This is a genomic window from Arthrobacter sp. D1-17 (assembly GCF_054130535.1).
Window position 1 is genome coordinate 3,328,805 of the sequence record NZ_CP096382.1, and the last position, 26,493, is coordinate 3,355,297.

Annotated in this window: 24 protein-coding genes; 6 read left to right on the forward strand and 18 right to left on the reverse strand. The window is 64.3% G+C overall.

From position 1 onward, the window contains the following. Positions 1-78: 78 nt before the first annotated feature. The gene (locus M1E01_RS15350) at positions 79-231 is read left to right on the forward strand and encodes a hypothetical protein (protein WP_457972421.1); all 153 of its coding nucleotides are present in this window, start codon (positions 79-81) and stop codon (positions 229-231) included. Between the two features lie 472 nt (positions 232-703). On the opposite strand, the gene M1E01_RS15355 is transcribed toward M1E01_RS15350, so the two are convergent. The 3 genes from M1E01_RS15355 to M1E01_RS15365 form a co-directional block, all read right to left on the reverse strand. After that, the gene (locus M1E01_RS15355; RefSeq protein ID WP_457972422.1) at positions 704-1,024 is read right to left on the reverse strand and encodes a hypothetical protein; all 321 of its coding nucleotides are present in this window, start codon (positions 1,022-1,024) and stop codon (positions 704-706) included. Positions 1,025-1,135: 111 nt separating this feature from the next. Next, positions 1,136-2,986: a gamma-glutamyltransferase family protein gene (locus tag M1E01_RS15360; protein ID WP_457972423.1), complete on the reverse strand. Its 1,851-nt coding sequence runs from the start codon at positions 2,984-2,986 to the stop codon at positions 1,136-1,138. Between the two features lie 116 nt (positions 2,987-3,102). Continuing rightward, positions 3,103-5,664 carry a Tex family protein gene (locus M1E01_RS15365; protein WP_457972424.1) on the reverse strand — a complete coding sequence of 854 codons (2,562 nt, stop codon included), beginning with the start codon at positions 5,662-5,664 and terminating at the stop codon, positions 3,103-3,105. A gap of 181 nt (positions 5,665-5,845) precedes the next feature. Here M1E01_RS15365 and M1E01_RS15370 point away from each other — a divergent pair, with 181 nt between their 5' ends. Further along, the gene (locus tag M1E01_RS15370) at positions 5,846-6,142 is read left to right on the forward strand and encodes a hypothetical protein (RefSeq protein WP_457972425.1); all 297 of its coding nucleotides are present in this window, start codon (positions 5,846-5,848) and stop codon (positions 6,140-6,142) included. Here the strand turns inward: M1E01_RS15370 and M1E01_RS15375 are convergent. From M1E01_RS15375 to M1E01_RS15425, 11 genes are all read right to left on the reverse strand, one after another. Next, positions 6,139-6,993, reverse strand: a complete 855-nt coding sequence (locus tag M1E01_RS15375; RefSeq protein WP_457972426.1) for a triose-phosphate isomerase family protein — start codon at positions 6,991-6,993, stop codon at positions 6,139-6,141. The genes M1E01_RS15370 and M1E01_RS15375 overlap by 4 nt on opposite strands. 60 nt (positions 6,994-7,053) lie before the next feature. After that, entirely contained in the window at positions 7,054-8,409 is a 1,356-nt protein-coding gene (locus M1E01_RS15380; protein WP_457972427.1) for an MFS transporter, read from the reverse strand. A 252-nt stretch (positions 8,410-8,661) separates the two neighbouring features. Further along, positions 8,662-9,429 carry an SDR family NAD(P)-dependent oxidoreductase gene (locus M1E01_RS15385; RefSeq protein WP_457972428.1) on the reverse strand — a complete coding sequence of 256 codons (768 nt, stop codon included), beginning with the start codon at positions 9,427-9,429 and terminating at the stop codon, positions 8,662-8,664. Positions 9,430-9,576: 147 nt separating this feature from the next. Next, a complete protein-coding gene (locus tag M1E01_RS15390) occupies positions 9,577-10,545 on the reverse strand; it encodes a 3-hydroxyacyl-CoA dehydrogenase family protein (RefSeq protein WP_457972429.1) in 969 nt (322 codons plus the stop codon). A 3-nt stretch (positions 10,546-10,548) separates the two neighbouring features. Next, complete coding sequence (locus M1E01_RS15395; protein ID WP_457972430.1) at positions 10,549-11,031, reverse strand: ribose-5-phosphate isomerase; 483 nt, start codon at positions 11,029-11,031, stop codon at positions 10,549-10,551. A gap of 2 nt (positions 11,032-11,033) precedes the next feature. After that, the gene (gene dhaL / locus M1E01_RS15400; protein ID WP_457972431.1) at positions 11,034-12,803 is read right to left on the reverse strand and encodes a dihydroxyacetone kinase subunit DhaL; all 1,770 of its coding nucleotides are present in this window, start codon (positions 12,801-12,803) and stop codon (positions 11,034-11,036) included. 73 nt (positions 12,804-12,876) lie between these two features. Then, complete coding sequence (locus M1E01_RS15405; protein ID WP_457972432.1) at positions 12,877-13,878, reverse strand: sugar phosphate isomerase/epimerase family protein; 1,002 nt, start codon at positions 13,876-13,878, stop codon at positions 12,877-12,879. 295 nt (positions 13,879-14,173) lie between these two features. Further along, positions 14,174-14,908 carry a GntR family transcriptional regulator gene (locus tag M1E01_RS15410; RefSeq protein WP_457972433.1) on the reverse strand — a complete coding sequence of 245 codons (735 nt, stop codon included), beginning with the start codon at positions 14,906-14,908 and terminating at the stop codon, positions 14,174-14,176. Positions 14,909-15,091: 183 nt separating this feature from the next. Next, positions 15,092-16,165, reverse strand: coding sequence for an alkene reductase (locus M1E01_RS15415; RefSeq protein ID WP_457972434.1), 1,074 nt, complete (start codon positions 16,163-16,165; stop codon positions 15,092-15,094). Between the two features lie 123 nt (positions 16,166-16,288). Further along, positions 16,289-16,639, reverse strand: coding sequence for a PKD domain-containing protein (locus M1E01_RS15420; protein WP_457972435.1), 351 nt, complete (start codon positions 16,637-16,639; stop codon positions 16,289-16,291). A 584-nt stretch (positions 16,640-17,223) separates the two neighbouring features. Continuing rightward, the gene (locus M1E01_RS15425; RefSeq protein ID WP_457972436.1) at positions 17,224-17,646 is read right to left on the reverse strand and encodes a DUF6318 family protein; all 423 of its coding nucleotides are present in this window, start codon (positions 17,644-17,646) and stop codon (positions 17,224-17,226) included. Positions 17,647-18,175: 529 nt separating this feature from the next. Between M1E01_RS15425 and M1E01_RS15430 the strand changes: the two genes are divergently transcribed. Continuing rightward, positions 18,176-18,607: a pyridoxamine 5'-phosphate oxidase family protein gene (locus M1E01_RS15430; protein ID WP_457972437.1), complete on the forward strand. Its 432-nt coding sequence runs from the start codon at positions 18,176-18,178 to the stop codon at positions 18,605-18,607. Positions 18,608-18,650: 43 nt separating this feature from the next. Further along, positions 18,651-19,085 (forward strand): very short patch repair endonuclease, encoded by a 435-nt coding sequence (locus M1E01_RS15435; RefSeq protein WP_457972438.1) that lies wholly within the window; start codon positions 18,651-18,653, stop codon positions 19,083-19,085. Between the two features lie 4 nt (positions 19,086-19,089). Here M1E01_RS15435 and M1E01_RS15440 read toward each other — a convergent pair whose 3' ends face one another. Continuing rightward, positions 19,090-19,845 (reverse strand): response regulator transcription factor, encoded by a 756-nt coding sequence (locus tag M1E01_RS15440; protein WP_457972439.1) that lies wholly within the window; start codon positions 19,843-19,845, stop codon positions 19,090-19,092. 101 nt (positions 19,846-19,946) lie between these two features. On the opposite strand from M1E01_RS15440, the gene M1E01_RS15445 reads away from it, so the two are divergent. After that, a complete protein-coding gene (locus tag M1E01_RS15445) occupies positions 19,947-21,608 on the forward strand; it encodes a sensor histidine kinase (RefSeq protein ID WP_457972440.1) in 1,662 nt (553 codons plus the stop codon). 14 nt (positions 21,609-21,622) lie between these two features. Here the strand turns inward: M1E01_RS15445 and M1E01_RS15450 are convergent, their stop codons facing one another. Beyond that, entirely contained in the window at positions 21,623-22,225 is a 603-nt protein-coding gene (locus M1E01_RS15450) for a TetR/AcrR family transcriptional regulator (protein ID WP_457974988.1), read from the reverse strand. Between the two features lie 300 nt (positions 22,226-22,525). Here M1E01_RS15450 and M1E01_RS15455 point away from each other — a divergent pair, with 300 nt between their 5' ends. Then, on the forward strand, positions 22,526-22,828 hold the full coding sequence (locus M1E01_RS15455; protein WP_457972441.1) for a hypothetical protein: 303 nt from the start codon (positions 22,526-22,528) through the stop codon (positions 22,826-22,828). Between the two features lie 91 nt (positions 22,829-22,919). Here M1E01_RS15455 and M1E01_RS15460 read toward each other — a convergent pair whose 3' ends face one another. Together M1E01_RS15460 and M1E01_RS15465 are read right to left on the reverse strand one after the other, a co-directional pair. After that, positions 22,920-24,134 carry a 5-methylcytosine restriction system specificity protein McrC gene (locus tag M1E01_RS15460; RefSeq protein WP_457974989.1) on the reverse strand — a complete coding sequence of 405 codons (1,215 nt, stop codon included), beginning with the start codon at positions 24,132-24,134 and terminating at the stop codon, positions 22,920-22,922. Between the two features lie 121 nt (positions 24,135-24,255). Beyond that, complete coding sequence (locus M1E01_RS15465; RefSeq protein WP_457972442.1) at positions 24,256-26,487, reverse strand: McrB family protein; 2,232 nt, start codon at positions 26,485-26,487, stop codon at positions 24,256-24,258. Positions 26,488-26,493: the final 6 nt, after the last annotated feature.

The window sequence follows — 26,493 nt, forward strand, 5'->3', positions numbered from 1 at the left end:
GCTCTGCCCATGCTGCTGACCTGCAAGGAGCACGCATGACAGGTCACCCGTCCCCTGGCTCCTACAGCCGCCAACGAAGTGAACGTCCCGCTGTACTCACGCGAGCCAGGCGACAGGCGGGGAGCCGTGTTTTTGAGCATGGATGCGTCGCGGCTTGCCTTCGCTGCGGCCGCGCGGGCCGACCCGGTTGGCCTACATCTGGTCTCGCCTCAGTTTCCGTCCAGGAATTGATGCGGGCAGCGGTTTGCGTCCACTTATTGAGGCGGTCGGCGGCGCTGCCTACTCTGTATAGAGGTTCCGGCATGGCTCAACGTCTGACTTCTCAGTGAGACCAGCCCCCGGCCAGGAGGCGAACGGCCCGCTGTCCATCCATCTCACAGCCCGGTTCGGCCTGCACACCCAGTTGCTCGACGAACCCTGTATCGGCCAAACGCATCCGGCTTGGCCGCTTTACCGGGCAGAGCGGGCTCGCTGGGCGACCAGCTGCTGCAGCAACGGGAATCAAAGTTATGGGACATCCAGAATCCGGCTTCATTCCCCGGGAGTCCTCAGCAGCTTCGGACTGCCTCACATGCTCGGCAAGAGCTGAAGCCCCACCACAAGACCGCGGTTCGGACGACAAGCAGGGGCGCCGCCGCCGTCCGGAACTAGCCGCCGTCCGGCACAACAGGAGTAACGTCCGGCACAACAGGGGTAAGGAGGACTAGGCGTCCTGCCAGCCCCGGCCCTCAAGGTAGGTGGCAACCAGTGTGCCGACGCCGGCCTGGAGCGAGTTGGATGGATCTTCGTACAGCGATGCCTCCGTGGCCCGGCTGTGGTTGATGAGCTGCTCGGCCTCGAGCTTGGCCTCCGGGATGGTTGCGCCGATGATACCGGTCCTGGCCGGCAGCTCAGGTGTGTGCACTATTTCCGAGTCAGTCTCCGAGAGCGGGATGGTGGTGCCCGACTGAATCTCATTGTGCGGGAACTCGAACTCGGCGTCTTCAGGAGCGGCGGGGACCGTGTATTCCAGGAAATAGTTCATGGCCCCAGCCTTGCAGAAAGCTCCGACGCCCGAAACCCCGACGCGCCTGTTCGCCATGAGAAGGGGACCTCCCTCACCAGAGGCACGGCCGCCTGAAGGTCTGGCCGGCATTTACCGCCCAGCGGCATATCCCTGCGCCCCCCGCGCATTCGCAGCGGCCTGCACTACCCCGGTGTAGGGATCACGGACGACGGCGGATAGCCGTCCCAGCGTCCAGTCACCTGCGCGGGTGATCAGGTGGCCTCTCCGCTCAAGCCCCGCAATAACCGCATCCCCAAGTCGGCCCTCCACAACGGCACCGCCCGGCTCCCAAATACGTGGCCAGAATGAACCAGGCATCGACGTCGTATGGAAGGCGGGTGCATCGATCGCCTGCTGTGGGGAGTACCCTCCAACGATCGTCCTCAACAGGTACAGTAACTGCCACTGGTCCTGTTGGTCCCCGCCCGGCGAGCCGAGCGCGGAGATTGATGCTCCATCGCGGAGCACCAGGGTCGGCGTCAGCGTGGTCCGCGGCCGTTTACCCGGCGTCAGCGTGGACGGTATCCCCGCTTCCAGCCAGGTCATCTGCAGACGGGTGCCCAGGCAGAAGCCGAGTTCCGGGATCGCCGGGGACGACTGCAGCCAGCCACCGGAGGGAGTTGCCGAAACCATGTTGCCCCAGCGGTCCACGACGTCGAGGTGGCACGTGTCGCCCCGCGTCTCCCCGGTCCTTTCCACCGTCGGTTCCCCCACTCCCGCACTCCCGGCGCCCGGACCACGGGCGCCATCCGCGAGCGCCGGCGGAACATACTCGGTGCGCAGCACCGGCATATAGGGCTCACGCCCCGGAACCCGTCCCGGGCGGAACTCATGGGACGCACTCTCGTTGATCAGCTGCCGGCGCTCCGCGGCGTAGTCAGCGGACAGCAGGTGCTCCAGCGGCACGTCGACATCTCCGTAGTACGCCTCGCGGTCGGCGAGCGCCAGCTTCTGGGCTTCAAGGATGGTGTGGGCGCCGAGCTCGGTGGACGGGTCGAGGTGCTCGTCGTCGAAGCCGTCAAGGATGGCGAGAGTCTGCAGCAATGCTGGCCCCTGGCCCCACGGGCCAGTCTTGGCGACTGTATGGCCTCGGAATTCCAACGTCACTGCCACTTCATAACCGGCACGGAAGCCCGCCATGTCCGCCATGGTCAGGACGCCGCGGTGATCCGTCCCAGACGAGTGGCGGTGCGGAGTCTGCACTGCCCTCGCCACGGCGCTCGCCACGAATCCCTCACTCCATTCCCTGCGCGCCGCGTCGATGCGTGCTTCCCGCGTATGGGCAGCAGCAGTTCCAGCAGCTTCACCGATACCGGCCCCGGCCTGGACCAGCCGTTGCAAGGTTCGCGCGTGGGCGGGATTCCGGATCAGCTCGCCTTCCACCGGAATTCGCCCCTCAGGCATCCACAGCTCAGCGGACGTGGGCCAGTGCTCGCGGAACAGCTCCGATACCGCCGAGATGGTGGCACCGACCCGCGCGAGAACCGGGTGTCCGTCACGCGCGTATCCGATGGCAAAGTCCAACACTTCCGCCAGCTCCCATGTCCCGTGGTCCCGCAGAAGCAAAAGCCAGGCGTCGACGGCGCCCGGAACCGCCGCGGCCAGCGCGCCGGAGCCCGGCACAAGTTCCAGTCCTTCGGAAAGGTAATGCTCCACGGTAGCTCCGGACGGTGCCGGCCCCTGCCCCATCAGTACGATGGGCTTGCCAGGCTCCTCCGCCGTGCTGAAAACACCCGTCATATCGCCGCCGGGACCGTTGAGGTGCGGCTCCACAACATGCAGCACGAAGGCGGCCGCGGTAGCGGCGTCGAACGCGTTCCCGCCGCGCTCGAGCACAGACTGCGCTGTGGCCGTTGCCAGCCAGTGCGTCGACGCAGCCATGCCAAACGTGCCTCGCAGCGTGGGGCGGGTAGTGAAAGGGTCCGGCCGCGTATAGCTCATGCAGATACTCTAGGCACCGCATTCCGCCGTCTCGAGGACACGCGCCCGCGACACGGCTTCTGATCTGGCTGCTGGGCTCCGTGCCGACTTTGCTTCGTGCCTACTCGGCTCTGTGCCTACTTTGCGAGGCCGGCCTGCCGCAAGGCTTCCGCCATGGCAGTGTTCGCAGGAGCTGGCGCGGGCTTTTGAGGCGCAGGGGCCTCACGCCGGTTGCGGCCGCCTGTCCCGCGACCGCTTCCGCCCCCCGCGCCTGAACGGCTGGCGTTTGAACTCCCAGCGTTTGAACTGCCAGCGTTTGCACTCCCAGCAGCACGTCCACCGCTGGCCGGCTTGGCGCCCTCATTGGAACCACGCCCGCCGGCGTTCCGCCCGCCGGACTGCGACGGTTCGTCATCGAGCCGCAGGGTTAGCGAAATCCGCTTCCGCTCCGGGTCGGCTTCGAGCACCTTGACGCGCACAACCTGTCCGGATTTCACAACTTCACGGGGGTCGGACACGAAGCGGTTGGCGAGCGCGGACACGTGCACCAGCCCGTCCTGGTGCACTCCGACATCCACGAACGCACCAAAGGCAGCCACGTTCGTGACCGTCCCCTCAAGCACCATGCCGGGCTTGAGGTCGGAGATCTTCTCAACGCCCTCCGAGAACGAGGCGGCCTTGAAGGCCGGCCGGGGGTCGCGTCCCGGCTTCTCCAACTCGGCGATGATGTCGCGGACTGTGGGCAGACCGAAGGTGCCGTCGACAAAGTCCTGCGGATCCAGCGAAGTGGCCCCGGCAAGGCCGGAGGACGGCAACCCTCCCTTCGAAAACTCCTCCGGGGCAGCGGCGGCCATGATCTTCCGCGCAACCGGATACGCCTCGGGGTGGACACTGGAAGCATCCAGAGGTTCCGCTCCCCCGGTGATCCGCAGGAATCCGGCGCACTGCTCAAATGCCTTGGCCCCCAGCCGCGGCACCTTCTTCAGCTCCGTGCGCTTGGTGAAGGGCCCGTTCTGGTTCCGGTAGGCCACGATGTTCTCGCTCAGCAAAGGTCCAACCCCGGCCACCCGGCTGAGCAGCGCGGGCGAAGCAGTGTTTACGTCAACGCCCACCGCGTTCACGCAATCCTCCACCACCGCATCCAGGCTGCGGTCCAGCTTGGCTGGGGTGACGTCGTGCTGGTACTGCCCGACGCCGATGGACTTCGGGTCGATCTTCACCAGCTCAGCCAGCGGGTCCTGCAGCCGGCGCGCGATGGACACGGCACCGCGGAGGGACACATCCATGCCGGGCAGTTCAGCAGCGGCCAGGGCTGATGCGGAGTAAACGGACGCGCCGGCTTCGGACACTACGAGCTTTTGCGGCTTCGGCCCGGCGCCTGCGTCTGTCGACAGCCCGCCTGCAGACGCCTTGTCTGCGGACGCCTTGTCTGCGGAGAGTTTCTTGATAAGTTCGGCGGCCAGCTTGTCCGTCTCGCGCGAGGCTGTGCCGTTGCCGATGGCCACAAGTTCGACGGCGTGCTTTCGCGCCAGACGCTCCAAAGTGGCCAGCGCTTCGTCCCACTTTCGGGCTGGAGCGTGCGGATACACGGTATCTGTGGCCACCACCTTGCCGGTTCCGTCCACCACAGCCACCTTGACGCCTGTCCGCAGCCCGGGATCCAGGCCGAGGGTGGCGCGGTTCCCGGCCGGCGCGGCGAGCAGCACGTCGCGCAGGTTCGCCGCGAAGACGCGGACAGCCTCGTCCTCCGCTGCGGCAAACATCCGTCCGCGCAGGTCGGCTGTGAGCCGGGCGAGCACCCGCGAGCGCCAAGCCACCTGCGCCGTCTGCAGCAGCCACGCGTCTGCCGGCCGTCCGCGGTCAGCAACCCCGAGGAACCTGGCCACCGCGGACTCGTACCGGGAGCGGGCGGCGGCCAGGGCGTCGTCGTCCCCGGGGTCCGCCTCGGCGAGGTCGAGCTCCAGCACGCCTTCCTTTTCGCCGCGCAGCAAAGCGAGGACGCGGTGCGATGGCATCCCGGCCGGAGGCTGCGCGAATTCGAAGTAGTCCGCGAACTTCTGCCCCTCGGCTTCCTTGCCCTTCTTCACGCGCGACACCATCCGGCCCTGCGTCCACAACCGTTCGCGCAGGGTCTCTGCCAAGTCGGGATCCTGCGCCACGCGCTCCACGAGGATGGCGCGGGCACCGGCGAGCGCAGCGGCGGCATCGTCGACAGCATGCTCGGCGTTCAGGTACTTCGTCGCCTCGCGCTCCGGATCCAGGTCGGGGCGCTTGAGCAGTGTGTCGGCGAGCGGCTCGAGCCCGGCTTCGCGCGCGAGCTGTGCCTTGGTGCGGCGCTTGGACTTGAAGGGCAGGTAGATGTCCTCCACTCTGGACTTCGTGTCGGCGGCGACGAGGGCTGCCTCGAGTTCCGCCGTCAGTTTGCCTTGGGCGGTTATCGCCTCGAGGACTGCACGACGGCGGTCCTCCAGTTCGCGCAGGTAGCGCAGCCGCTCGTCGAGCCCGCGCAGCTGGGTGTCGTCCAACGTCCCCGTGGCTTCCTTGCGGTACCGGGCGATGAAGGGGACGGTGGCTCCGCCGTCGAGCAGTTCCACCGCGGCCTTTACCTGCCAGGCCTGTACTCCGAGCTCGGAAGCAATCTGGGCCGCGATGCTGTCGGCGATACGGGTGGCGGGCGGGTGCTGCGGGAGTTGGGTCACCCCATTATTTTGCCTTACCCGGCCGGGCGGGCGTCGAACGGCCTGGTGACCGGCATTGATCGGGGAAGCGGCCGGCCCAAACCCGCCGCGCCGTTGCAGCGGCACCAAGCTGCTCTACCCACGGCTGGGCTTAAGTGATGTAGTGGCTGTAGGCAGAAATCCTTCGGGCAGGCGGTGCACCATGCAGGAATTGCTGATTATTTTCCAGGACGGCTTCGATGAAGACGAGGTCGCCATCACCGTCAACGGCAAGGAGGCCCGGTTCGACCGCGACGTGACCACCCGTGAGCTGCTGGGCATGGCCGAGGAGGTCTCGGTGGAGCTTCCCGCCAAGGGCGCCACGGTGGGTGTCGAGGTGACCAGCCGGAACCTCAGCGCAGAGAAGAAGCTGCACGGACGGCCAAAGAGCCTCCTGGTGTCCATCGAGGACGGCGAACTGGTCCTCAACGAAGGCACCGGCCGCGAAGCGTTCCTCTAGTCCGCCACGGTCACAGCGAGAGCCTCGTCCAAAACCTTTCCGAAGTTCGCGGCGTCGTGTGCGAACCGGCCCAGGAACAGACCGGACACAGCGTCAAGCGTGGGGAGAAGTCCGGGTTTCGCGGAACCGCCGTAGATAATCGGCAAATCGTGCAGTCCGTGGGCGCGGAGCCGTCCACGCAGATGATTGACGACGGCGGACACGTAGCCTGCGCCGGCAGGTTCGGCAGCGCCGATGGCCCAGACGGGTTCATAGGCGACTACCAGGCGCGACGCGAGCTCCCAGTTCCCGCCGGTTGCAGCCTCGATCTGGCTATAGACGAAGGAAGCTGCGGCCTCGGCAGCCGCTTCGGCTGATGCCGCAGGGGCTTTTTCCGTCCCCAGACCCGGCCCTGCCGTTTCCTCGCCGACGCAGAGCAGCGGGGTGATCCCGGCGTCGTCGGCTGCTTTGACCTTGAGTGCAATCATGGCGTCATCCTCACCGAAGTGCCGGCGCCGCTCGGCATGGCCAATCTCCACGAGGCGCACACCAAGCTCGGCGAGCAGCGACGGCGACACCTCGCCGGTCCACGGACCGTCCGCCCAGCCGCAGTCCTGCGCCCCGAGAAGGACAGGGGACCCGGCCAGCAGCTCACGGGCTGCGGGGAGCATGGGAAAGGACGGAATGACAAACGGGACCACCCGCCCGGCCCTGAGGGCCGGACGGGCGTCCACTTCCGAGCGCAGTTCGCCCAGCCAGCGCAGGCTGTCCGCGTATCCCAGGTACATCTTGGTGCTCACACCGACATACCTGGTTTCGGCGGCCCGGGTCTCCCCGGTATCGGGGCCCGTGGCCAGGCGGGGCTGCGTCATTCTGGTTTTACTCCTTGTAGTCCGGTCCAGCTCTTGTTGCGTTGAGCGTTTCCGCGACGCCTACTTTTCGAGCAGGTCATCGGCCTTGTTCTTGAACTTCCGCGTGCCGTACATCATCGCAGCAGCGAGGAACGGCATCACGCCCAGCGCGTAAACACCCATAGTGCCGGTGTCGGACGCGGTGATCTGGTTGACGGAGGTGCGCAGGATCGGAGCCACGAAGCCGCCGAGGTTGCCCAGCGAGTTGATCAGCCCGATGCCTGCGGCCGCGGCCGTACCGGTGAGGAACGCCGTCGGGTAGGACCAGGCGATGGGGCCGATGGAGAGGAAGCTGCAGACTGCGAGGCTGATGCACAGGATGCCCAGCGCCGGAACGTGGTTGGCACCTGCCCAGGCCGAACCGAAAATGCACAGACCGGTGGAGATGAACAACCCGGTGCCCCAGACGCGCCGGCGGACCACCGTATTGGCGGCCTTACCGATGAAGTAGCAGGCGAACATGCCGAAGAACCACGGAATGGCAGCCAGCAGGCCGACGGCGAGTCCCACCTTCTGGCCGGTCAGCTGCGCCACCTGCTGCGGGAGATAGAACGTCACACCGTAAACCGCGATCTGCAGGCAGAAGTAGATGAGGGTGAAGTACCAGACCCGGCGGTTTTTCATCGCGGCAAGCACGCCGCGGGGGCCGGATTCTTCCTTGACGTTGTCCTCAAGGGCCATGACGTCGAGCAGCGCCTTCTTTTCACCTGCATTGAGGAACTTCGCGTCCTGCGGGCTGTTGATCAGGAAGAAATAGGCCGCGATACCAGCGACGACGGCGAGCATGCCCTCGACGAAGAACATGACCTGCCAGCCGTGGACGCCGGGAACCTGGTCACCGATGTTGATCAGCCAGCCGGACAGCGGCGCACCCATCATCTGGGAGAAGGGCTGGGCCAGGTAGAAGATGGCGAACATCTTCACGCGGACCTTGTTGGGGAACCAAGCGGCGAGGAACATGATGACGCCGGGGAACAGACCGGCTTCCGTGACGCCCAGCAGGAACCGCAGGATGATAAAGGACACTTCCCCCTGAACGAACGCGAAGCAGGCAGAGACGATACCCCAGGTAATGGCGATGCGGGCCAGCCACACCTTCGCTCCGAACTTCGTGAGGAGCAGGTTGGAGGGGATTTCAAACAAGGCGTAGCCGATGAAGAAGATGCCTGCTCCGAGCGCGTAAGCGCCGGCCGTGATGCCCCTGTCGACCTCGAGTGCCGCTTCGGCGAAGCCCACATTCGTGCGGTCCAGGAACGCCACCACGTAGAGGATCACCAGCATGGGCATGAGCCGGAAGGAGGCCTTGGATATGGCCGACTTCAGCACCGGGGAGTCCAGCAGCTCCCTGGTGGCGGACGTTGTTGACGTGACAGTCATTCAAACTCCTCGTTGAGTAAGTAAGTGAGCAAATCAGATGGCAAAACAGCAGCCCGAGACCGTGGGCGGCTTTCAATCAGGTGGTGCTTCGCTTCGGTGGTGCCCGGAGCGAGGTGGTGCTTGAAGCAGGTCGTGCTTAGAGCGAGAACGCGATGAGCAGAACGCCTGCCAGGCTGGCGAGGACGCCGACGGCGAGGTAGATCTTGCGTTCTCTGGTCCATGAGGTCATGGTGATCCTTCCTGGTGCGAGGTCTAATGCATGTAGAGGCCGCCATCCACATTCAGCGTCTGGCCGGAGATGTATCCGGCGTCCTCGCTGATGAGGAAGGCGATGGCTGCCGCAATGTCGCGCGTGGTGCCGACGCGGTTGACCACGAGGTCCTGAGTGAGCTCTTCCTTCCGTTCCTGGCTGAGGGTGCCGCCCATGATGTCGGTGTCGATGGGCCCCGGGGAGATGGCGTTGACGGTGATGTCGTACTCCCCCAGCTCGCGGGCGGTGGAACGGGTCAGGCCGATGACGCCTGCTTTGGCCACCGAGTAAGGGGTCTTGGAGAACGTTCCGCCGCCGCGCTGCGCGGAAACGGAGGAGATGTTGACGATGCGGCCGATACGGTTCTTCACCATGGATTCGGCGACGCGGCGGGTGGCGTAGTGGACGCCGTTGAGGTTGATGTTCAGGACCCGGTCCCATTCAGCCGCCTCGAGTTCGAGGTACGGGACCGGCGAGCTGACACCGGCCACGTTCGCGAGGGCGACGATCTGGGGCAGCTCCGCCTCTATGGAGTCGATGGCGGCGCGCACGGATGCTTCATCGGCCACGTTGGCTCCGACGCCGTGGGCCTTCACACCGTATGTGCCGGCAATGTCCTTGGCGGTTGCCCGGCATAGGGCGTCGTCCAAGTCGACGATGCCGATGTTCCAGCCCTGCTCTGCGAGGTAGTTTGCCGTGGCACGGCCGATGCCGCGTTCGGAGACTGCTCCGGTGACAATGGCGGTTCGTTCTGACGGGAAAGTGCTCATGGATGTCCTCCTGAATGTCGGGGTTTCTGGGCGCGGCACAGCGGACCGTGCCTGCCGCTGGGGCAGGCACGGTCCTGTGCAGGGGATGGATCTAGCTGACCGGTGCTAACTCATCGGGGCCAACTGATCGGGGCTGGTTGATCGGCGCTAGTTGATCGGCGCTGGGCCGAGTTCCTCGATCAGTTTCTGCATCGCCACGTAGGCTTTGTTGCGGTACGCGATCAGCTCCGGCGTGCGCTCGGCGGGGACGTTGAGGAAGCCAGCCCCGGTCTTGGTGCCCAGCTTTCCGGCCTCGACGAGGTCCGTGAGGATCTTCGGGGTGGCGAAGCGCTCAGGGAAGTCGCTCTGCAGGGACTTGTAGCAGAAGTTGTAGACGTCCAGGCCTGCCATGTCGGCGATGGCGAACGGCCCGAAGAACGGCAGCCGGAAGCCGAAGGTGGTGCGGACCAGGGTGTCCACGTCCTCCGCCGTCGCGATGCCCTGCTCCACCAGCTGCGCGGCCTCGTGGAAGAGCGCATACTGCAGGCGGTTGAGCACGAAACCGGTGACGTCCTTGACCACGGCGGTCTGCTTGTTGGCGCCGTGCACGAGGTCGCGGGCTGCGCCAACGGTCTCAGCCGAGGTTCCGGCGTGGGGAATGATCTCCACGCCCGGGATGAACGGCGAGGGGTTGGAGAAGTGGACGCCGAGGAAGCGCTCCGGGTTGGCAACGGGCTCGGACAGCTCCGCAATGGAGATTGTGGAGGTGTTGGAGCCGATGATGGCATCGGGACGGGCTGCGGCGCTGATGCGGGCGAGGGTCTCGTGCTTGATCGCGATGACTTCCGGGACGGCCTCCTCGATGAAGTCAGCATCAGCCACGGCCTCTTCAATGTCCTTCGCGGCCCAGAGGTTCTGCTTCAGGATTTCCGTGGAGCCTTCGGGGAACAAGCCATCGGCCACGAACTGGTCTGATTCCGTGAGCAGGCGCTCGTAGTTCTTCTGCGCCACTTCCGCGGACACATCGGCGAGGGCAACGCGCGCCCCGCCGAGGGCCAGGACCTGGGCGATGCCGCCGCCCATGTAACCGGATCCGACGACGGCGTACTTGCGTGAGCTGGTGGGTGTCTCTGTCATGGTTCAGTCAGCCTTTGTGTAGTCGGGTTCGTAGGAGCAAATGGCGTCCACTTTGGCCGCCGAGGACGAGGTCTCATCGAAGCGGTGGTTCAGCCATTCGCCGACGAGCTTCTTGGCGAGTTCCAGGCCGATGACGCGCTGTCCCATGGTGAGGACCTGGGCATTGTTGCTCAGGACGGAGCGTTCCACGGAGTAGCTGTCGTGAGCGGTGACGGCGCGGACCCCCGGGACCTTGTTCGCCGCGATCGCTACGCCCAGGCCCGTGCCGCAGATGAGCAGTGCACGGTCGGCTTCGCCTTCGGCCACCTTGCGGGCAGCCGCGACGGCGAGATGCGGATAGGCGGTGGAGTCGTTGGCAGCAACACCGATATCCAGCACGGAGGCCACGCGGTCGTCCGCCTCCAGGAGCGCCTTCAGTGCTTCCTTGTACTCAACGCCGGCCTCATCGTTGCCGATGACAATGCGCCAGCCTGCAGTCGTGGTCATGCTTATGCTCCATTTCCGGCCGGTGCGGCCATCTCGGATGAGGCCAGATCAGACGTGGCCGGGTCAGATTGGATAAAGCGGGCAATCCGTTCAGTGATGAGCCCGAAAGAGATCGCTCCGGGGTCCGGGTGCCCAAGGCTCTTTTCAGCCAGCGGACGGGCGCGTCCCTTCAACGGGCGCAGGTCCGCAGTCTGGCGGGCTGCTTCCGTTGCCGCGGAGGCTGCGGCGGCGAGGGCATCGCCGACGGAGGCGCCGCCGCCGTGCTCGTTGCGGAAGACATCCCGGAACGGGAGGAGGGCGTCCACCATGGTCTTGTCCCCCGGTTCGGCTTTGCCGAGTTCGGTGATCGCGTTGGTGAAAGCCTCCACTGCAGCGGCGGCGTTCTCTGGCTGGTAGGACTCGCGGTTGCCAATCGCCAGTCCGGCAGCAATGACTGCCGACCCCCAGAGCGCACCGGAGGTGCCGCCGGCGCGTTCGCTCCATGCCTCGCCGGCAGCGGTGAGCACCCGCTGCACTGAGGCTCCGGCAGCAGCGTTCTGCTCACTGGCGGCAGCGGCGGCATCGACGCCGCGGCGCATGCCGATGCCGTGGTCGCCGTCGCCGGCGATGGCGTCCAGGTTGCCCAGTTCCTCTTCATGTTCGACGACGACGTCCCGCACCTGCGCGAGGACGGCGGCTGCCAGTCGGCCAAGGTCAGCAGACGCAGCCGTGGCGCTCTCTGCTTCTTCTGCCACCGCGTCCTCGGTACCGGTGACTTCGCGCCGTGTACGGGGTGCGAGGTTTCCCTTGCGGAAGGCCGGGGTGTCCGCCGGTGCTGCCCAGTACTGCTCGATCTCGTCGTCCAGCCACAGCAGGGTCAAGGAGAGGCCGGACATGTCCAGGCTGGTGACGAGTTCGCCGCATTCGGGCTCCACTACCGTCAGTCCGGCCCTGGTGAGCAGCTTCTCGACCTTGCCGAAGAGCAGGAAGAGTTCGTCGTACTTGACCGTGCCGAGTCCGTTGACGATGGCCACGACGCGGTCCCCGGCGTCCTCCGGCTTGTCCTCCAAAAGCCGCGACACCAGCAACTCGGCCAGTTCGGATGCGGTCGGCATGGGGTGCTCGGAAATGCCGGGTTCGCCGTGGATTCCGAGGCCCAGCGACATCTGCCCTGCCGGGACGTGGAAGAGCGGCTCGCTCGCGCCGGGCAGGGTGCAGCCGTCGAAGGCGACGCCGAGTGACCGGGTACGGTTGTTGGTCTTGATGGCGAGGCGTTCCACTTCGTCCAGGTTCAGCCCTGCCTCGGCGGCAGCACCGGCAACCTTGAAGACCGTGAGGTCGCCGGCGATGCCGCGGCGCTTTTCGATCTGGTCCAGCGGGGCGCTGGCGATGTCGTCGGTCACGAGGACGGTGCGCGTCTCAATGCCTTCGGCATTGAGCCGCAGCTGGGCCTGTCCGAAGTGCAGGACGTCGCCGGCGTAGTTGCCGTAGCTGAGAAGTACGCCACCGCCGGCGTTGGATGCCTTGGCCACGCGGTAAACCTGGCCGGCGGCCGGTGATGCGAACATGTTGCCGCACGCTGAGCCGGCTGCCAGGCCGGGCCCCACGAGTCCGGCGAAAGCCGGGTAGTGTCCGGAGCCGCCGCCGATGACGAGGGCCACCTGGCCGGGCGTCATCTCGGTGGATCGGACGACGCCGCCGTCAACACGGGCAACGTAACCGCGGTTGGCAGCGACGAAGCCGTCCAGTGCCTCATCCGCGAAGTCGGCGGGATTGTCGAAGATCTGGGTCATGGTTCCTCATTGAATCCGGGTCGGGATGTTCGGTTCTGGCGGATTCCGCCGGTTTTGTTTGGTGGAGGTAGCTTCAGGATGAAGCGAGTTCGACGGCGGGCTGCTGCCGGCCCTGCGCCACCAGGCTCTTGCCGAGCGCGTAGCCGTCCTTCTTGGGGAGCACGTGGCGGCGCAGGTATTCCTGGTTGCTCGCCGTCACGGAGAGGCCGTCTCCGCCGTAGTGTTCCGTGCAGATGATGCCCTGGAAACCGTTTGCGAGGGCAACCTTGAAAGCCTCGCGGTAGTTGATGAGGCCGCTTTCCATCGGAGAAGGCATGGCGACGTACATGCCGCGGGCGGTGTCCTCGTCACGGATGTAGTTCTTCACGTGCCAGTAGTTGGAGTACGGCAGGGTCTTGGCCACGAGTTCGCGCCAGTCCTCGATGGGGCGGTGCAGGCGGATCAGGTTTCCGATGTCCGGGTTCAGGCCGACGTTGGAGAGCCCGATGTCCTGGACCAGCTGCACGGACGAGTCGGCGGTGCCCAGGAAGGTGTCTTCGTACATTTCGAGGGAGAGCAGGACGCCGACCTCTGCTGCATGGCGGCCGAGTTCGCGGAGCCGCGAGACGGCGTTATTCCAAACTTCCTTGTCTCCCAGCGGATCCTTGTAGCCCTCGAGGGTCCAGAACCACAGCTGCTTCTGCTGCTCCGGGGTAATCGCCTGGTGCAGGCCGAAAGAGACAACCTCGCAGCCCAGTTCAGCGGCGGCGTCGATGGTCCGGTGGCTGTACTCGAGGTTGGCTTCCCAGTTGCCCTCCTCGATTACACTGCGGCGGATCGCGGAAATGACCGGCATGCCGATACCCACGTTGTCCGCTGTCTGCTTGAATTCTGCAAGGCGTTCCTTGCTCAGATCGCCGGGGCGGACCCAGCTGTCGGTGAGGTCGACGTTCGCGAAGCCGGCTTCCTTGACCTCGGTGAATACCTCGGCCCAGGCGGAAGCGCCGGCGTCATTGATGGGGGTTCCTTGGGCGTCGACGCCGGGGAACTGCAGCAGGGCTGCGGTGATGGGCCAGTTGTCAGCTGTATAAGCCACGTGGTGCACTCCTTCGTGAATCCTGTTTCCTATAGGATCTACTATCCCGGTGAGGCTGTCAAGGCTCTTTGATTCCTTCTCTTCCGATCAAAGATCCTATAGGGCGCTCTTCAGCCTGTGAAGGGCGTCACTTCTGAGAAACGCATACGGGGGCCGCCCGATGCTACGCCGCAGGGGCATGCCTTCGCTCCGACCTGCCACACTAACTCGCAATAGCTGCCGTTTTGAGCGGTCAAGCCGCACCTCTTACGAGCTACTTTGGGCTTGGCGCCGCCGCCTGACCTGCTCCTGGGCCCTAATCTTCCGGTGCGTCGGCGATGGCCCGGGCCCGCACCTTTTGGATGTGGTCGGCCATGGCCGCTTCGGCCTTTTCAGGGTCCCCTGTGGAGAGTGCGTTCAGGACCGCCTGGTGCTCGGCGATGGCGTATTCGGCGTCGGTAATTCCCACGCCCCCGAAAAGCCGGAACCGCTGGACCTGCCCGCCGAGGGCCCCGTAGGCCGCCTCCATGAACTGGTTGCCCGTCTGGTGCGCGATGAGTTGGTGGAAGTGTTCGTCGGCTTCCAGGTAGTCCTTGTACTCAGCAAAGGAAGGGCCACGCGGAGCGGACTTCAGGGCCTCAACTGTCTTCTCGAGGTCCGCGAGGCGTTCGGGCGTGAGCCGGGCACAGGCCAGACGGGCATTGACGGGCTCGATGGCCAGCCGCGCCTCCATCAGCTCCGCGAAGTCCTCACGGGTAAAGACGGGGGCAACGCGGTATCCCTTCAACGCCACCCGCCGCACCATCCCGGTATGTTCCAGTCTGGCGAGGGCTTCACGGACCGGAGTGGGTGAGACGTCGAGGTCGCGGGCGGTGCCGTCAATGCTGACGGCGGCACCGGGTTCCAGGCGGCCGTCCATGAGGGCGGCGAGGAGTTCCTCGTAGACGTGGTCAGCGAGAACCTGCCGGCTGACGGCCCGGCCGGCGGAGCGTTGGGAGCTCTCCCCGGTGTGTCGGCTGTCGGCGCGGACGCCGCTGGAGGCTTTTTGCATGCTCAAATCCTATAGGTGTGCATGGCGACGGCATGCACCTGCGCTGAGGATTCCGCCTCCTGCTGCTCCTGTGGAGTTGGAAGGACCCCGCGGTTTTGCCGGAAGGTCAAGCACGCCACAACGAGGAGAACCGCCCGGAGCCCTGGCGGTTCTTCTGGTGAGAGGAGCTTCTGGTGAGAAGAACTAAGACGGCTGGTAGGCCGGGTAGTCCGTGTATCCCTTGGCTCCTTCGCCGTACATCGTGCTCAGGTCGAGCTCGTTGAGCGGCAGCCCTTCACGCCAGCGGCGGGCGAGGTCGGGATTGGCGATGGCGGGTCGGCCGACAACAACCGCGTCTGCGTGGCCGTCCGCCACGAGCGAGACAGCTTCCTTCCGCGTGGTGATGTCGCCGAAGCCGGTGTTGACCAGGAAGGTGCCATTGAAACGGGCACGCAGGTCCTGAACCAAGTCTCCCGACGGATCGGCGTGGAGAATGCTCAGGTAGGCGAGGTTCAGCGGAGCTATGGAGTTCACCAGGACTTCATAGGTAGCACGCACGTCCTCGGGGTTGTTCTCTTCGATGCCCTGGACGTGGTGCTCCGGGGAAATCCGGATGCCCACGCGGTTTGCCCCCAGTGCCTCCACGACCGCGTTGACTGTCTCGATGACAAAGCGGGCGCGTTTCTCGGGAGAACCACCGTAGCTGTCGGTGCGGACGTTGGTGTTCGGCGCGAGGAACTCGTGCAGCAGGTAACCATTGGCAGAGTGGAGTTCGACGCCGTCGAAACCCGCCTCGATCGCGTTGAGCGATGCGGTGACAATCTCCTGGATCACCACGGGAATCTCGTCAGCAGTGAGTTCATGAGGAACGGGGTGGGGCTGCTTGCCGTTGTAGGTGCGGGTCTCGGCGTCGACAGCGATCGCGCTGGGCGCGACGACTTGGTGGCCGCCGGTGATGTCCTCATGGGAGACACGTCCGCCGTGCATGATTTGCGCGAACATCCGGCCGCCTTCGGCGTGGACTGCGTCGGTGACTTTCTTCCACCCGGCGATCTGCTCGGCTGTGACCAGCCCCGGCTGCCCTGGGTAGGAGCGGCCGGCGGGGCTCGGGTAGGTGCCTTCACTGACGATCAGTCCGAGGGACGCGCGCTGGCGGTAGTGTTCGACAAGGAGCGGCCCGGGGACACCGTCTTTGCCTGCGCGGACGCGGGTGAGGGGCGCCATGACCAGGCGGTTGGGGAGTTCGAGTTCTCCGAGGCGCAGCGGGGAAAACAGCATGCGTGTTCCTTTCAGAATGCATTGGGGTCTACATTCCGCAACTGCCTCTTGAGGACCGGTATTCCGGATGCGCTGAGAGTCACACCCCGGGCACGGATCGGAGATGAAACTGCAGCGGCCGTTTCATCTTGTTGGACACCCTTCCCCGCGGGGGTTTGCGATGCAGTCGTCCGCGTAGTTCCGGGTGACTGAGCGCCAGACGCTTACTGTTTGGGGAGCTGAGCTGAACTGGCCTTGATTCGGTATGGGTAGTGCCGGGCCCCCGTTGACGGAGTAGGTGCCCTGGAAGTAGGTGGTCAGGACAACGTCGAAGTCCCCCGTCGCAGCGTAGGCATGGCTGGTGCGGGTCTTTTCTCCCCAGCGGTCCTGCGGCAGCGGCCCGCCCATGGTGCTGGTCGGGCCGAGCGAAGTGCCGTCCCCATAGTCCCAACGGTACTGGACGGGTTTGGCGATGATGTGAATTTTCTGGGCCAAGATCGTGATATCGAATTCTTGATCGACGGCATTAGCGTAAAAGTTTGTCTCGGCAGCTCTAAGGGTATGTGGACTCGGCTGTGCGGTCACCTGTCCTGGATTCACAGGCAATTTTTCGAACTCTCGCTGAATCAGTGCAGCGATGCGGGGCAGCAGATCTTCTGGGTTCTTGTCGTAGAGACAGGTCGGCCCCCCGCCATTCCCCTGCCAGTCTGTCCAGGTTGGGTTCTCGATCGATCTGGGGGCCACCTTCCAAAGGACCGGAATTCCGGGCTTGCCATCCGCCCTTGCAGGGCAAGGGCGTTGGCCGGCTAAGCATTTGATGTCAAGATTGCCATCGTCCACCTGGCATTGCGGAAATGCGTTGTATTGGTTTGGGTCCTCACTGACATAACCAGCCGGTGCAGGAACAATTTCGCCGGTCGTCACATCATGAACCCAACCACCAACCACGAGGCTCCCTTCGCCATAGGTTACCGACCCACCGTAGTCATCATCGAGTGCCTGAGCCTGCGGATACACCCCAAGCGAAATTAGTCCGACAAGCGCCGCTCTACGCAGCATCCTCAGACGCATCGTAGCCACTACCGAACGGGGTGAAGGTCCGAGACAGTCCATCTGCCGCCGGAATACTCTGCGAGGACTACTGAGGCAGTATTTGATCGAGCAGCAGGGCCGCGTCCCACGCTTTTGTCCGCCTTATAAAACTGAGTCTTCTCCTGAATGACTTGCACGATAACCTGCTGACTCTGCGCGCCGGGTTTATACCTTGGCTCAACAGAAGGAGTGGAAAGGCGGCCGCCAACCTGCCAACGCCCTTCCTTGTAACCAACTGTGATGCTGTTTCGTAGCACGTTGCAAAACTCGCAGGACGTCGAAGTCAGCTTTACCCATGAAGAGAGGTCTCCCGTTTCAAATCCGTAATTCAGCAGCGAATACCAATACTTCGTAAACGCTTCCAGCCCTTCCTTGGAGTTCTTGTCCGCCAGCGCAGGCTTCACCGGCACTGGAACATTTTGTGCCCGCCCCTTCGCGTCGGCCGGTTTATACACGGGGGTTGCTTTAGGAGTTGGCGAGGCAGCCGGCGTAACGGAGACTTTCGGAGAACCGGCGGAAGTGGGCCCGGCACTAGGGCTGCCCTGGGGAGAGCCGCCGTTGCTGCAGCCGCTGATAAGGACGGCGGAGGCGGCAATACATGAAATAGCTGTCAGGCGCACGCGCCCGGAAATGGATCGACGAGAAGTCATGCTCAGCTAATCCCCCCGGATAGGTTTCAGACGTCTGTGTCCGAACAATGGTTAAAGGGTAACTGAGGCCGCATTTACCGACTCAAAGTTATCCACACCCTGGCAACCATCTCGTTCTACCACCCGACGACTCCGAAAAGAAGGGAAATTGTCCGCAAACGGGACAATGACCAGAAGCGGAGATAGCTGGGAACTGCCCGGGCAGGCTCTGGCAGATGTGCGCCAGGTACTGGAAAATGTGACTTACACCCTACCCTTTTTCTACATCGCGTAGAAGAATGGAGCCCTGATGTTCAACCATCCTGACGGCGATCCTATTCTCATCCTCAACGACGAGCAGTGCTGGCAGCTACTGGAGGGCGCAAGGCACGGCAGGTTGGTTGTCACCGTCGCCGGCGAGCCCGACATTTTTCCCGTGAATTACGTGACGAATGACCGGAAGCTTTACTTCCGCACGGCGCCGGGCAATAAGTTGGCAGAGCTGACCATCAACGACCGGGTCCTCTTCGAAACAGACGGCATCCTGTCGGACCAGGCATGGTCAGTCGTGGTGCGCGGCACCGCCAGGGTATTGCACCAGTCCGCGGAAATAGCAGAGGTAGAGGAACTGGGGTTGGCTTCTTGGGTCCCGACCCTGAAGGACTTCTACGTTGAGGTCGAGCCCCAATCCGTCAGCGGAAGGCACTTCGAGTTCGGCGCGGAACCCGATTTCAACCCCTGATGCTACCGGCAACAGTCCGCGAAGGGCCCCTAAAATAGAAACCATGGCTGACCGGCTGACACCTGAACAACGCAGCTGGAACATGTCCCGGATCAGGGGAAAAAACACAAAACCTGAATTGCTGGTGCGCGGGCTTCTGCATGCCAAGGGCTACCGCTACCGCCTTCACGGGGCCTCCGGAGGGACTAAGCTGCCGGGAAACCCGGATCTTGTTTTTGCCAGCCGTCGCAAGGTCATATTTATCAACGGATGCTTCTGGCACTTCCACGACTGCCGGGTGGGTCAGCACGCGCCAAAAGCCAACGCCGAATTTTGGGAAGCCAAAAGGACCAAAACCAGAAACCGCGACGCCGACCAACGGCACCGGCTCGAAACCGCAGGGTGGGATGTGCTCACCGTATGGGAGTGCGAGCTGAAGGACCGGCAGGCCTTGGAAGAACATCTGGAGAGGTTCCTCCAGAACCCCCGAACGCTCTGACGCTTCAGTCCTGTTCGGGAGCCAACCGGTAGCCCACGCCGCGCACGGTCTGGAGCCAGCGCGGATTTTGCGCCGAATCACCAAGCTTCTTGCGGAGGTTTCCCATATGCACCTCGACAGACCGCTCGTCAGCTTCGCTGATGTAACTTCCGACGTCGTACGGCTCGTCGCGCAGCCGGCGCACCAGGTCCGCTTTGGTACGGACCATGCGGTTTGCTTCCAGCAAGGCGTGCAGCAAATCAAATTCAGTACGGGTGAGGCTCAATTCTTGGCCGTCCACCGCGACCATCCGGGACTCGTAGCTCAGATCAAGCCCATTGTGGCGGTAGCTTCTTGAATCATCGGGCCCGGCGGAAGGCGCGGCTGAATCCTCGGCCAGCTCCGGCGTTGAACGCGGGCGCCGCATCATAGCGGCAACACGGGCACGCAGCTCCCTGGGCCGGAAGGGCTTGGTGAGGTAGTCATCAGCTCCGGATTCCAGGCCGATCAGGGTATCCAGCTCCTCCGCTCTCGCGGTGAGCATCACGATGTACGCATCGGAGAACTGCCTGATCTGCCGTGCGACTTCGAACCCGTCGATGTCCGGCAGGCCAAGGTCCAGGGTTATGACGGCGGGGTCCAGATTTCTTGCTGCCAAAACACCTTCGGCTCCGCTGGAGGCAGCCGTAACCTCAAATCCCGCCTGCGTCAGTACAACCCGAACAAGCTCTCGAATATCGTGGTCGTCTTCAATAACTAAACCCACGCGTGTGTCGCCCATTGCAGTCCCCTCAGCCCGCTACATCCCGTCAGAAGTATAGCCCTCGCCCGATATCCTGCTTGTATGCACCACTTCCGCCGCGCCCGCACTACGCCGCACCCATGAGCAGAAAGGCGAGGAACGAGGCACCGGGCAAGTTTTTGCTCTTCAGCCGGCCCTTCCACGAGTATTCCATGCGGGGCCGGGTGACACTGAGCCAGCTGCCGCTTTCTGTGACGGTAGCCCTGACTGCTTTGCTAATTCTGGTCTACTTCCCGGGAACGCTGCTGAATCCGCTGTTTCTCAGCTTCCTTTTCTCCCAGGCCGCCATCCTGATTCTTTGCTTCGTTATCCCCTGGGAGCGCCTGCCCTATCCCAGCTTCCTCGTGATTCCGATGCTGGACCTCGCCTCGATCGCGCTGGGAAGGGAGGGCGGGCAGGACAGCCTGACCGGCATCAGCCTAATGGCGGTCTTCCCGGTGATTTGGCTCTGTGCGTCCGGGGTATTTCCCCGGACAGCGGTGGCCCTGTCCTTTCTCGCTCCCCTCGGCATCATCTGGGTTCCCCTTCTCATCAAGGGAGACCTCACTGGTCAGGATCTTGCCCGGTCGCTCCTGCTCCCCGTCATGATGCTGGGGATCGGCGTTTCCGTCACTGTCATGACTTTGAGCATGATGCGGCAGCAACGGGACGTAGAGGAGAAGGACAGGCAGCTGCGTAGAGTGCTGGACGCAAGCAAGCACCAGGAGCGGCTCCTGAATACCGTTCTCGACACTGTGCACCTCGGCGTCCTCGCGGTGGATGCAGAGGGGCACGACATCCTGATGAACCGGAAGCAGCGGATCCATCACCTGCTGGCTTCGCCGCCAGACAACCCTGACCCCAACGAGTCCCAGCTGCTCGTCTTCGACCGTGACAGGACCACCCTTGTTCCCGTCGAGCAGCGGCCTGTCCGCAGGGCCATCCTGGGCGAGGAGTTCACCGACTACCTAGTCTGGCTGGGCGTCGGCGACGAACAACGCGCCGTCACGACGAGCGCCAGGCCGATGACGGACCAGGACGGCAACTTCGCAGGCTCGGTCATAGTTTTCAGTGACGTCACAGACCTGGTCAAGGCCCTCGCAGCCAAGGACGAATTTGTGGCCAACGTGTCGCACGAATTCCGGACACCGCTAACCTCGATCCTCGGCTATGTGGAGCTAATGCTGGATGATGAGGCTCTGGGAGACGACGTTCGCGGGCCCCTGGAGATCATCCGCCGGAACTCTGAACGGCTCCTGACCCTCGTTTCCGACCTTCTGTCGAGCCGGACCGGGCAGCTGGTGGTTAATCGCCACGCCGTGGACGTCGCCGAGCTGGTGCGCGCCAGTATCACCTCGGCCCTTCCCCGCGCCACCCAATCCGGGGTCCAGCTGCGGGCCGACGTCCCTGAGCGGTTGGAGGCACACATTGACGCCGCCCGTGTCGCCCAGGTCCTGGACAACCTGGTCTCCAACGCCATCAAGTACTCCCCCGACGGCGGTGAGGTGACAGTTTCGCTGCGGTCCGACGACGGGAACGTCGTATGCAGCGTCAGCGATACCGGCATGGGAATGAGCAAGGAGGACCAGGACGAGGTCTTCACCAAGTTCTTCCGCTCCCAGTCCGTACGCAACTCGGCTATTCCCGGCGTCGGGCTGGGGCTGTCCATCAGCAAAGCCATCGTGGAGGCGCACGGCGGCCACGTTTCGCTGTACAGCGAGGTAGGGCGGGGCACCACGTTCACCTTTGCCGTTCCGGCATGACGGGGGCCCATGATCTAAGTACGGTGGTGCTCAATCAGCCAGCCTGCGAGCTGGCGGGCACGCTGCGCCGCGGCCGTGTCGCCTTCGGCCGCCGAAATAATGGACCCCTTCATCAAAATGTGCCATGAACGGGAGAAATCATCGGTCCGCTGCAGGCCGGCCTCGTCGGCTAGCTGCCGAACATGTCCCCGGATTTTGGCGAGGTAATCGATACTGGCCCGTCCAAGCGGATGGCTGGAACCCATCTCCAAAAGCACGTTGATAAATGAGCACGCCTCAAAATCCGTGCGGTGGAACCAGTCGGAGAACACGTCGAAGATGGCCAGGAGCTGCTCTTCCGGCGTGTCCCCCCGGCGCCGTGCCTCTCCAACGATTGCGTTCACCGTCCACACGCGGTCGCGCTGTTCCAGGAACGCCAGCACCACCTGGTCTTTGGAGGCGAAGTGGCGGTAAAAAGTGGCCTTGGCGACGCCCGAGCGGCTGATGATTTCATTGATACCTACGTCCCGGACGCCGCGGCGGGCAAAGAGATCGTAAGCCGTGTCGATGATCCGCTCCCGGATTCCAACTGGGCTGGTAGCGGTCGCGGCCGCACCCGGGCTTGAGGCTGCAGGCAACTCGCTGGGGCGCACCTCGTGCCCCTCACCTGGCAAGTTCAGGGCCTGCGGGTCAGACTGGAGCCCGCGGGATGGAAAGACCCCGGCGCTTGGTAAAGCGGTTCTGGATGTATCTTCCATTTGTTTAACATCCTACTCCCAAAAGCAAGACAGACTTGTCTGTCTTCCGATAAAGTTCTTACAGACTGTTCATTCCACAGGAGGTGGCCGATCCCACCGCACTGAGGCAGTCCTGATACGCACGAGGGAAGCACCGCAATTGCATTGAATACCTGACACCCAAGGGAACCGGAGCGTGACGTGAGCCAGAATCTAGTCCCCACAGGGCTTCGGCCCTACTCCGCGCCGCTCGCCTCATGGCCGGAATACAGGCAACCCACCAAGGATCCCGAACTGGGGCCAATGCGGCGCCAGGTCATGGCAATCATCTCCTCGATCCTCGATGACGTCAGTCCGGAGACTGCCGCCGTCAGGACCCGCCTCCGAGCACTCCTCGCCCAGCACCCCGGCTGCCCCGAGAAGGCCCTGCTGGAACACCTCCGCTCCATGCAGAGCGACTTCCTCGATGACGCCCAAGACCACTGGGCTCCCGAGCCCGTCTGACTCAACCGAGCCAGATGCAACGGAGCCGAATGGAACACATCGGAAGCTGTTTCTTCAGCCAGCCACCTGGACTAGGCGCTGCCGGTCTGGTTCAGTCGCCAACGTGAGTCAGCCGGCCAGCACGGGCCTGCCGGACTACTTCGCCCCACGACTGCTCGGCGAGATCAGCGATGGCATCCAGGATTTCCGACGGCGGCCGTGAAAGATCCAGCGGAAACTCCACGATGTCGATATCCGTGTTGAGGATCCTTCTAAGCTTCATCTCCCCGGCGCCGGCATAGACCAGCCAGGCGGTCGGGACCGCAAGCGCGGTGCAGTAGGCCAGCATCTGGAAGTGGTCAGCAGACAGCGAGGCCCCACGGTCAGAGCGTGCCCGGTATTTCGCGTCGTAGACCACCACCGGACGGCCGCCGAGCAGGTGCACCGCGTCAGGCCGGACGGAAAGCCGGTCCGAGTCCCGGACGGCCTCATTGAGCAGGGCGTTGTACTGCAGCCGCATCTCACCGGGGAAGGCTGCCATCGCTTGGCGGAGGGCTTTGCCCACGAATTCCTCAAAGACCCGGTCCATGTCCACCACGAAGGAGGCGCTCTCCTGCATTCCCTCGCCCGGTTCAGCCGACGCATTGCGCAGGATGACCTCCGAGAGGCGCAGCGCTGCGTGATAGCGGGCATTTATCCGGTTGGCGTGCCACGGCGGAAGTGGAGCGCCCGACTGAAGGCGGGTGACGTCGTCGAGCTTTCCCTTGAGCTGGCGTAGGCGGCTCAGCACCTCGGGACGGACACCGGGGACGCGGGACATGCGCTCCAGGGCGGCGCGAAGGATCCGGTTTTCGGGAATGTCGACGGTGAATTCATCGTAGGACACCTCAAGAGGGACCAGCATGCCGGGGCGGCGCGAGATCTGGTCCGAGATGCGGATCCTGCCCTTGACGGTCCGGAGGGATTCGTCGACGGTAAGGTACCCCTGCAGCACGCCCCGCTTCAGTGCACGTTCGGCGAGCTGCACCAGGGACGATGCCAGTGCGCTCCACAGCCCGGGGTCTTCAGCGGCTGCAACTGTATCCTCGCGGAACCCCTGGTCACCGGCGTAGCACAGCAAAAACAGCAGGCGGCTCAGCCCGAGCCGGTCTTTGGGCCGCACGTCGAGCTGCACCTGCGGAGTCCTGACGGAACCCACCAGGCCCACCGGCTCGATCCGGTACAGACCCATGCCCATTGGGGAAGCTTTGGCGAGGCCGCTGGAGTTGACGCACGCAGCGCTGGCGGCATCCAGCTTCTCGACGATGCCGCCGGACAATTCATCCAGCACGACGTGCCGGAACCCCTGCCCGGATAGTCCCTGTCCGGATAGTCCCTGTCCGGGCGCTCCCGCCCGCACCGTGCCAGGGCCTGGTACTTCCGTGGCCGACGCTTCCGGCCGCACCGCACTAGCGGACTGCAAGGCGTCCCATCAGCTGGTCCAGCCCGAACCGTTCCTCCAGCTGGGCGCGGGTCAGCTGGCCGTGGTAGTGCTCCTCCAGCAGCGGCATGAGCTCGTACTTCCAGATCCGGCGTAGCCCTGCAGGAGTCTGGGCAGCCTTCTTCATGAAGTACGACGGTCCGATCATCAGGTCGCGGTCCCATTCATCGATGGAGTCGTTCAGCGCATCCAGCAGCAGCGCCGGTGTGGTGTCCAGCTGCCGTGCCTCGAGGAAGCGCAAGAGCGAGCCTTTCACCGGTTCCGTCTTGGGGTGCAGCTCGATGAACGCGAAGCGGCGGCGGATGGCGGCGTCCATCATGGCGATGGAGCGGTCCGCGGTGTTCATCGTGCCGATGATGTAGAGGTTGTCGGGGAGCGTGAACGGCTCATTCGGGCTGTACTGCAGGTAGATCCGGTCGTCCCGGTACTCGAGCAGGAAGTACAGCTCGCCGAAGACCTTGGCCAGGTTGGCGCGGTTCATTTCGTCGATGATCAGGAAGTACGGCTTCGACTCATTGCCCGGCTTGGCGGCTTCCTCGGCGAGCCGGCGCAGCGGCCCGGCCACCAGTTTGAAGGACACCTGGCCCTCGTCCGTCTTGTCCGGCCGGTACCCCTCGAAGAAATCCTCATAGGCGTAGGACGGGTGGAACTGCACCAGCTTCACCCGTTCGTCAGTGCTGTCCTGCGCGAGTTCGGCGGCGAGGTGCTTGGCGAGGTAGGTCTTTCCGGTGCCCGGCGGGCCGTACAGCACCAACTGCCGGTTTTCCTCCAGCAGGTCCGCAATTTCCTGCAGTGGCTCCAGATCCATGTGGAGCGACTCGGCGAAGTGGCCGCTCAGCGGGCGGAACCCGCCCGGGGCGGGCAGAACGACGGCGGCAGGTTCCGTGCCGCCGTCGGGCTCTGCTTCCGCTTCCGCCGGGACCAGCGCCTCCAGCGCCTGCACGACGCGCGTCACGTCAACCACGATCCCCGGTGTCGCGAGCTGACGCTGCACGTGCCGCGGCAGGTCGGCCATGCCATGAGCCTCGTCGAACCAGCGCACCTTCCGGCGCATCCGGCGGTTGTCGGCGTTGTGGTCCGGCTCGCCGAGGACGACGCCGATGCGGACGGCGCCGGCGTTCTGGTACAGCGCGAGGTCGCCGGGCTTCATGACGGTCAGAAACGCGAAAACCGCGGTCTTGGTGTCCTCGCGTTCCACATAGCCGAGGTGCTTGTAATCCTCGTCCACGGCGTGCTGGACCACTCCGGCTGTGACGCCTGCGTCCAGCAGTCGGAGATGCTCGACGTCGAGCGTCACCTTTTCCTCGGCCTGCCAGGCTGTCAGGAGTTCGGCATTGTCATGGTGGGTGCGCAGCAGCCAGGCACGGCGGCCCGGATCGCCCACCTTGCGCCACTGGCTCACCAGCTGCCGGGAGTACCAGTCGATGCGCTGGCCGGCCTGCTCGTCCAGGTGCAGGCGGATGCGGCGGATGTCGGCTGTGATGTCCTCGTCACTGTCGCCCTTGGCGCCGCCCACGAGCGATGCGAAGGCGTCCCGGATCTCCCGCCGCTCGACGTCGGCCACAACCGGTTCAAAAAAATTCGGCCAAGTCAGGAACTCAATGCTGCGCCGGATGGCCGGCTGGTCGTCCGGAGTTCCAGCGGCGAGGGCGTGGAAGGCCAGCGGATCCTTCAGCGCCTTGGTGATCACAGCAGTGGACTGTTGGTCCACGTGGCGGACGAACCTGCAGAGCCACATGAGGTGGTCCCAGATGGTCCAGTTGAATTCGGCCGTGCGGTCCCGGATTACGCCGTGGTCGGTCATGCCCTTGTACAGCTCGTCCGGGAGCTCAAGGGGCGGCTCCAGCCACGACGCAGCCTCGGCCACACGGGCTCGCTTCACTTTCAGCGATTTCACCTCGTGGGCCAGCGGCAGTGACTGCAGGAACAGCAGTTCAACGGCAAGCTGCTTCGCCGGCCTGGAGGCGTCCGCGAGGTTGTGCCGAAGGTTGGTCATCATGGGCGCCTTGGCATCCGCCACCCCCTTTTCCAGCCGTTCAAGCAGCTCCGAGGCGGCATCCGCGGTCCACGTCTGGGTTCGCCCGTCAAGCGCCGAGGGCTTGCCCTGCAGACCCGCCCCGAGCACGAACCACGCCGCCTCTTCGATTTCCTTGGATACGCCGAGGGCACGGTGCATGGCAGGTTTGGGGTTGGGGGTCATGGCTTC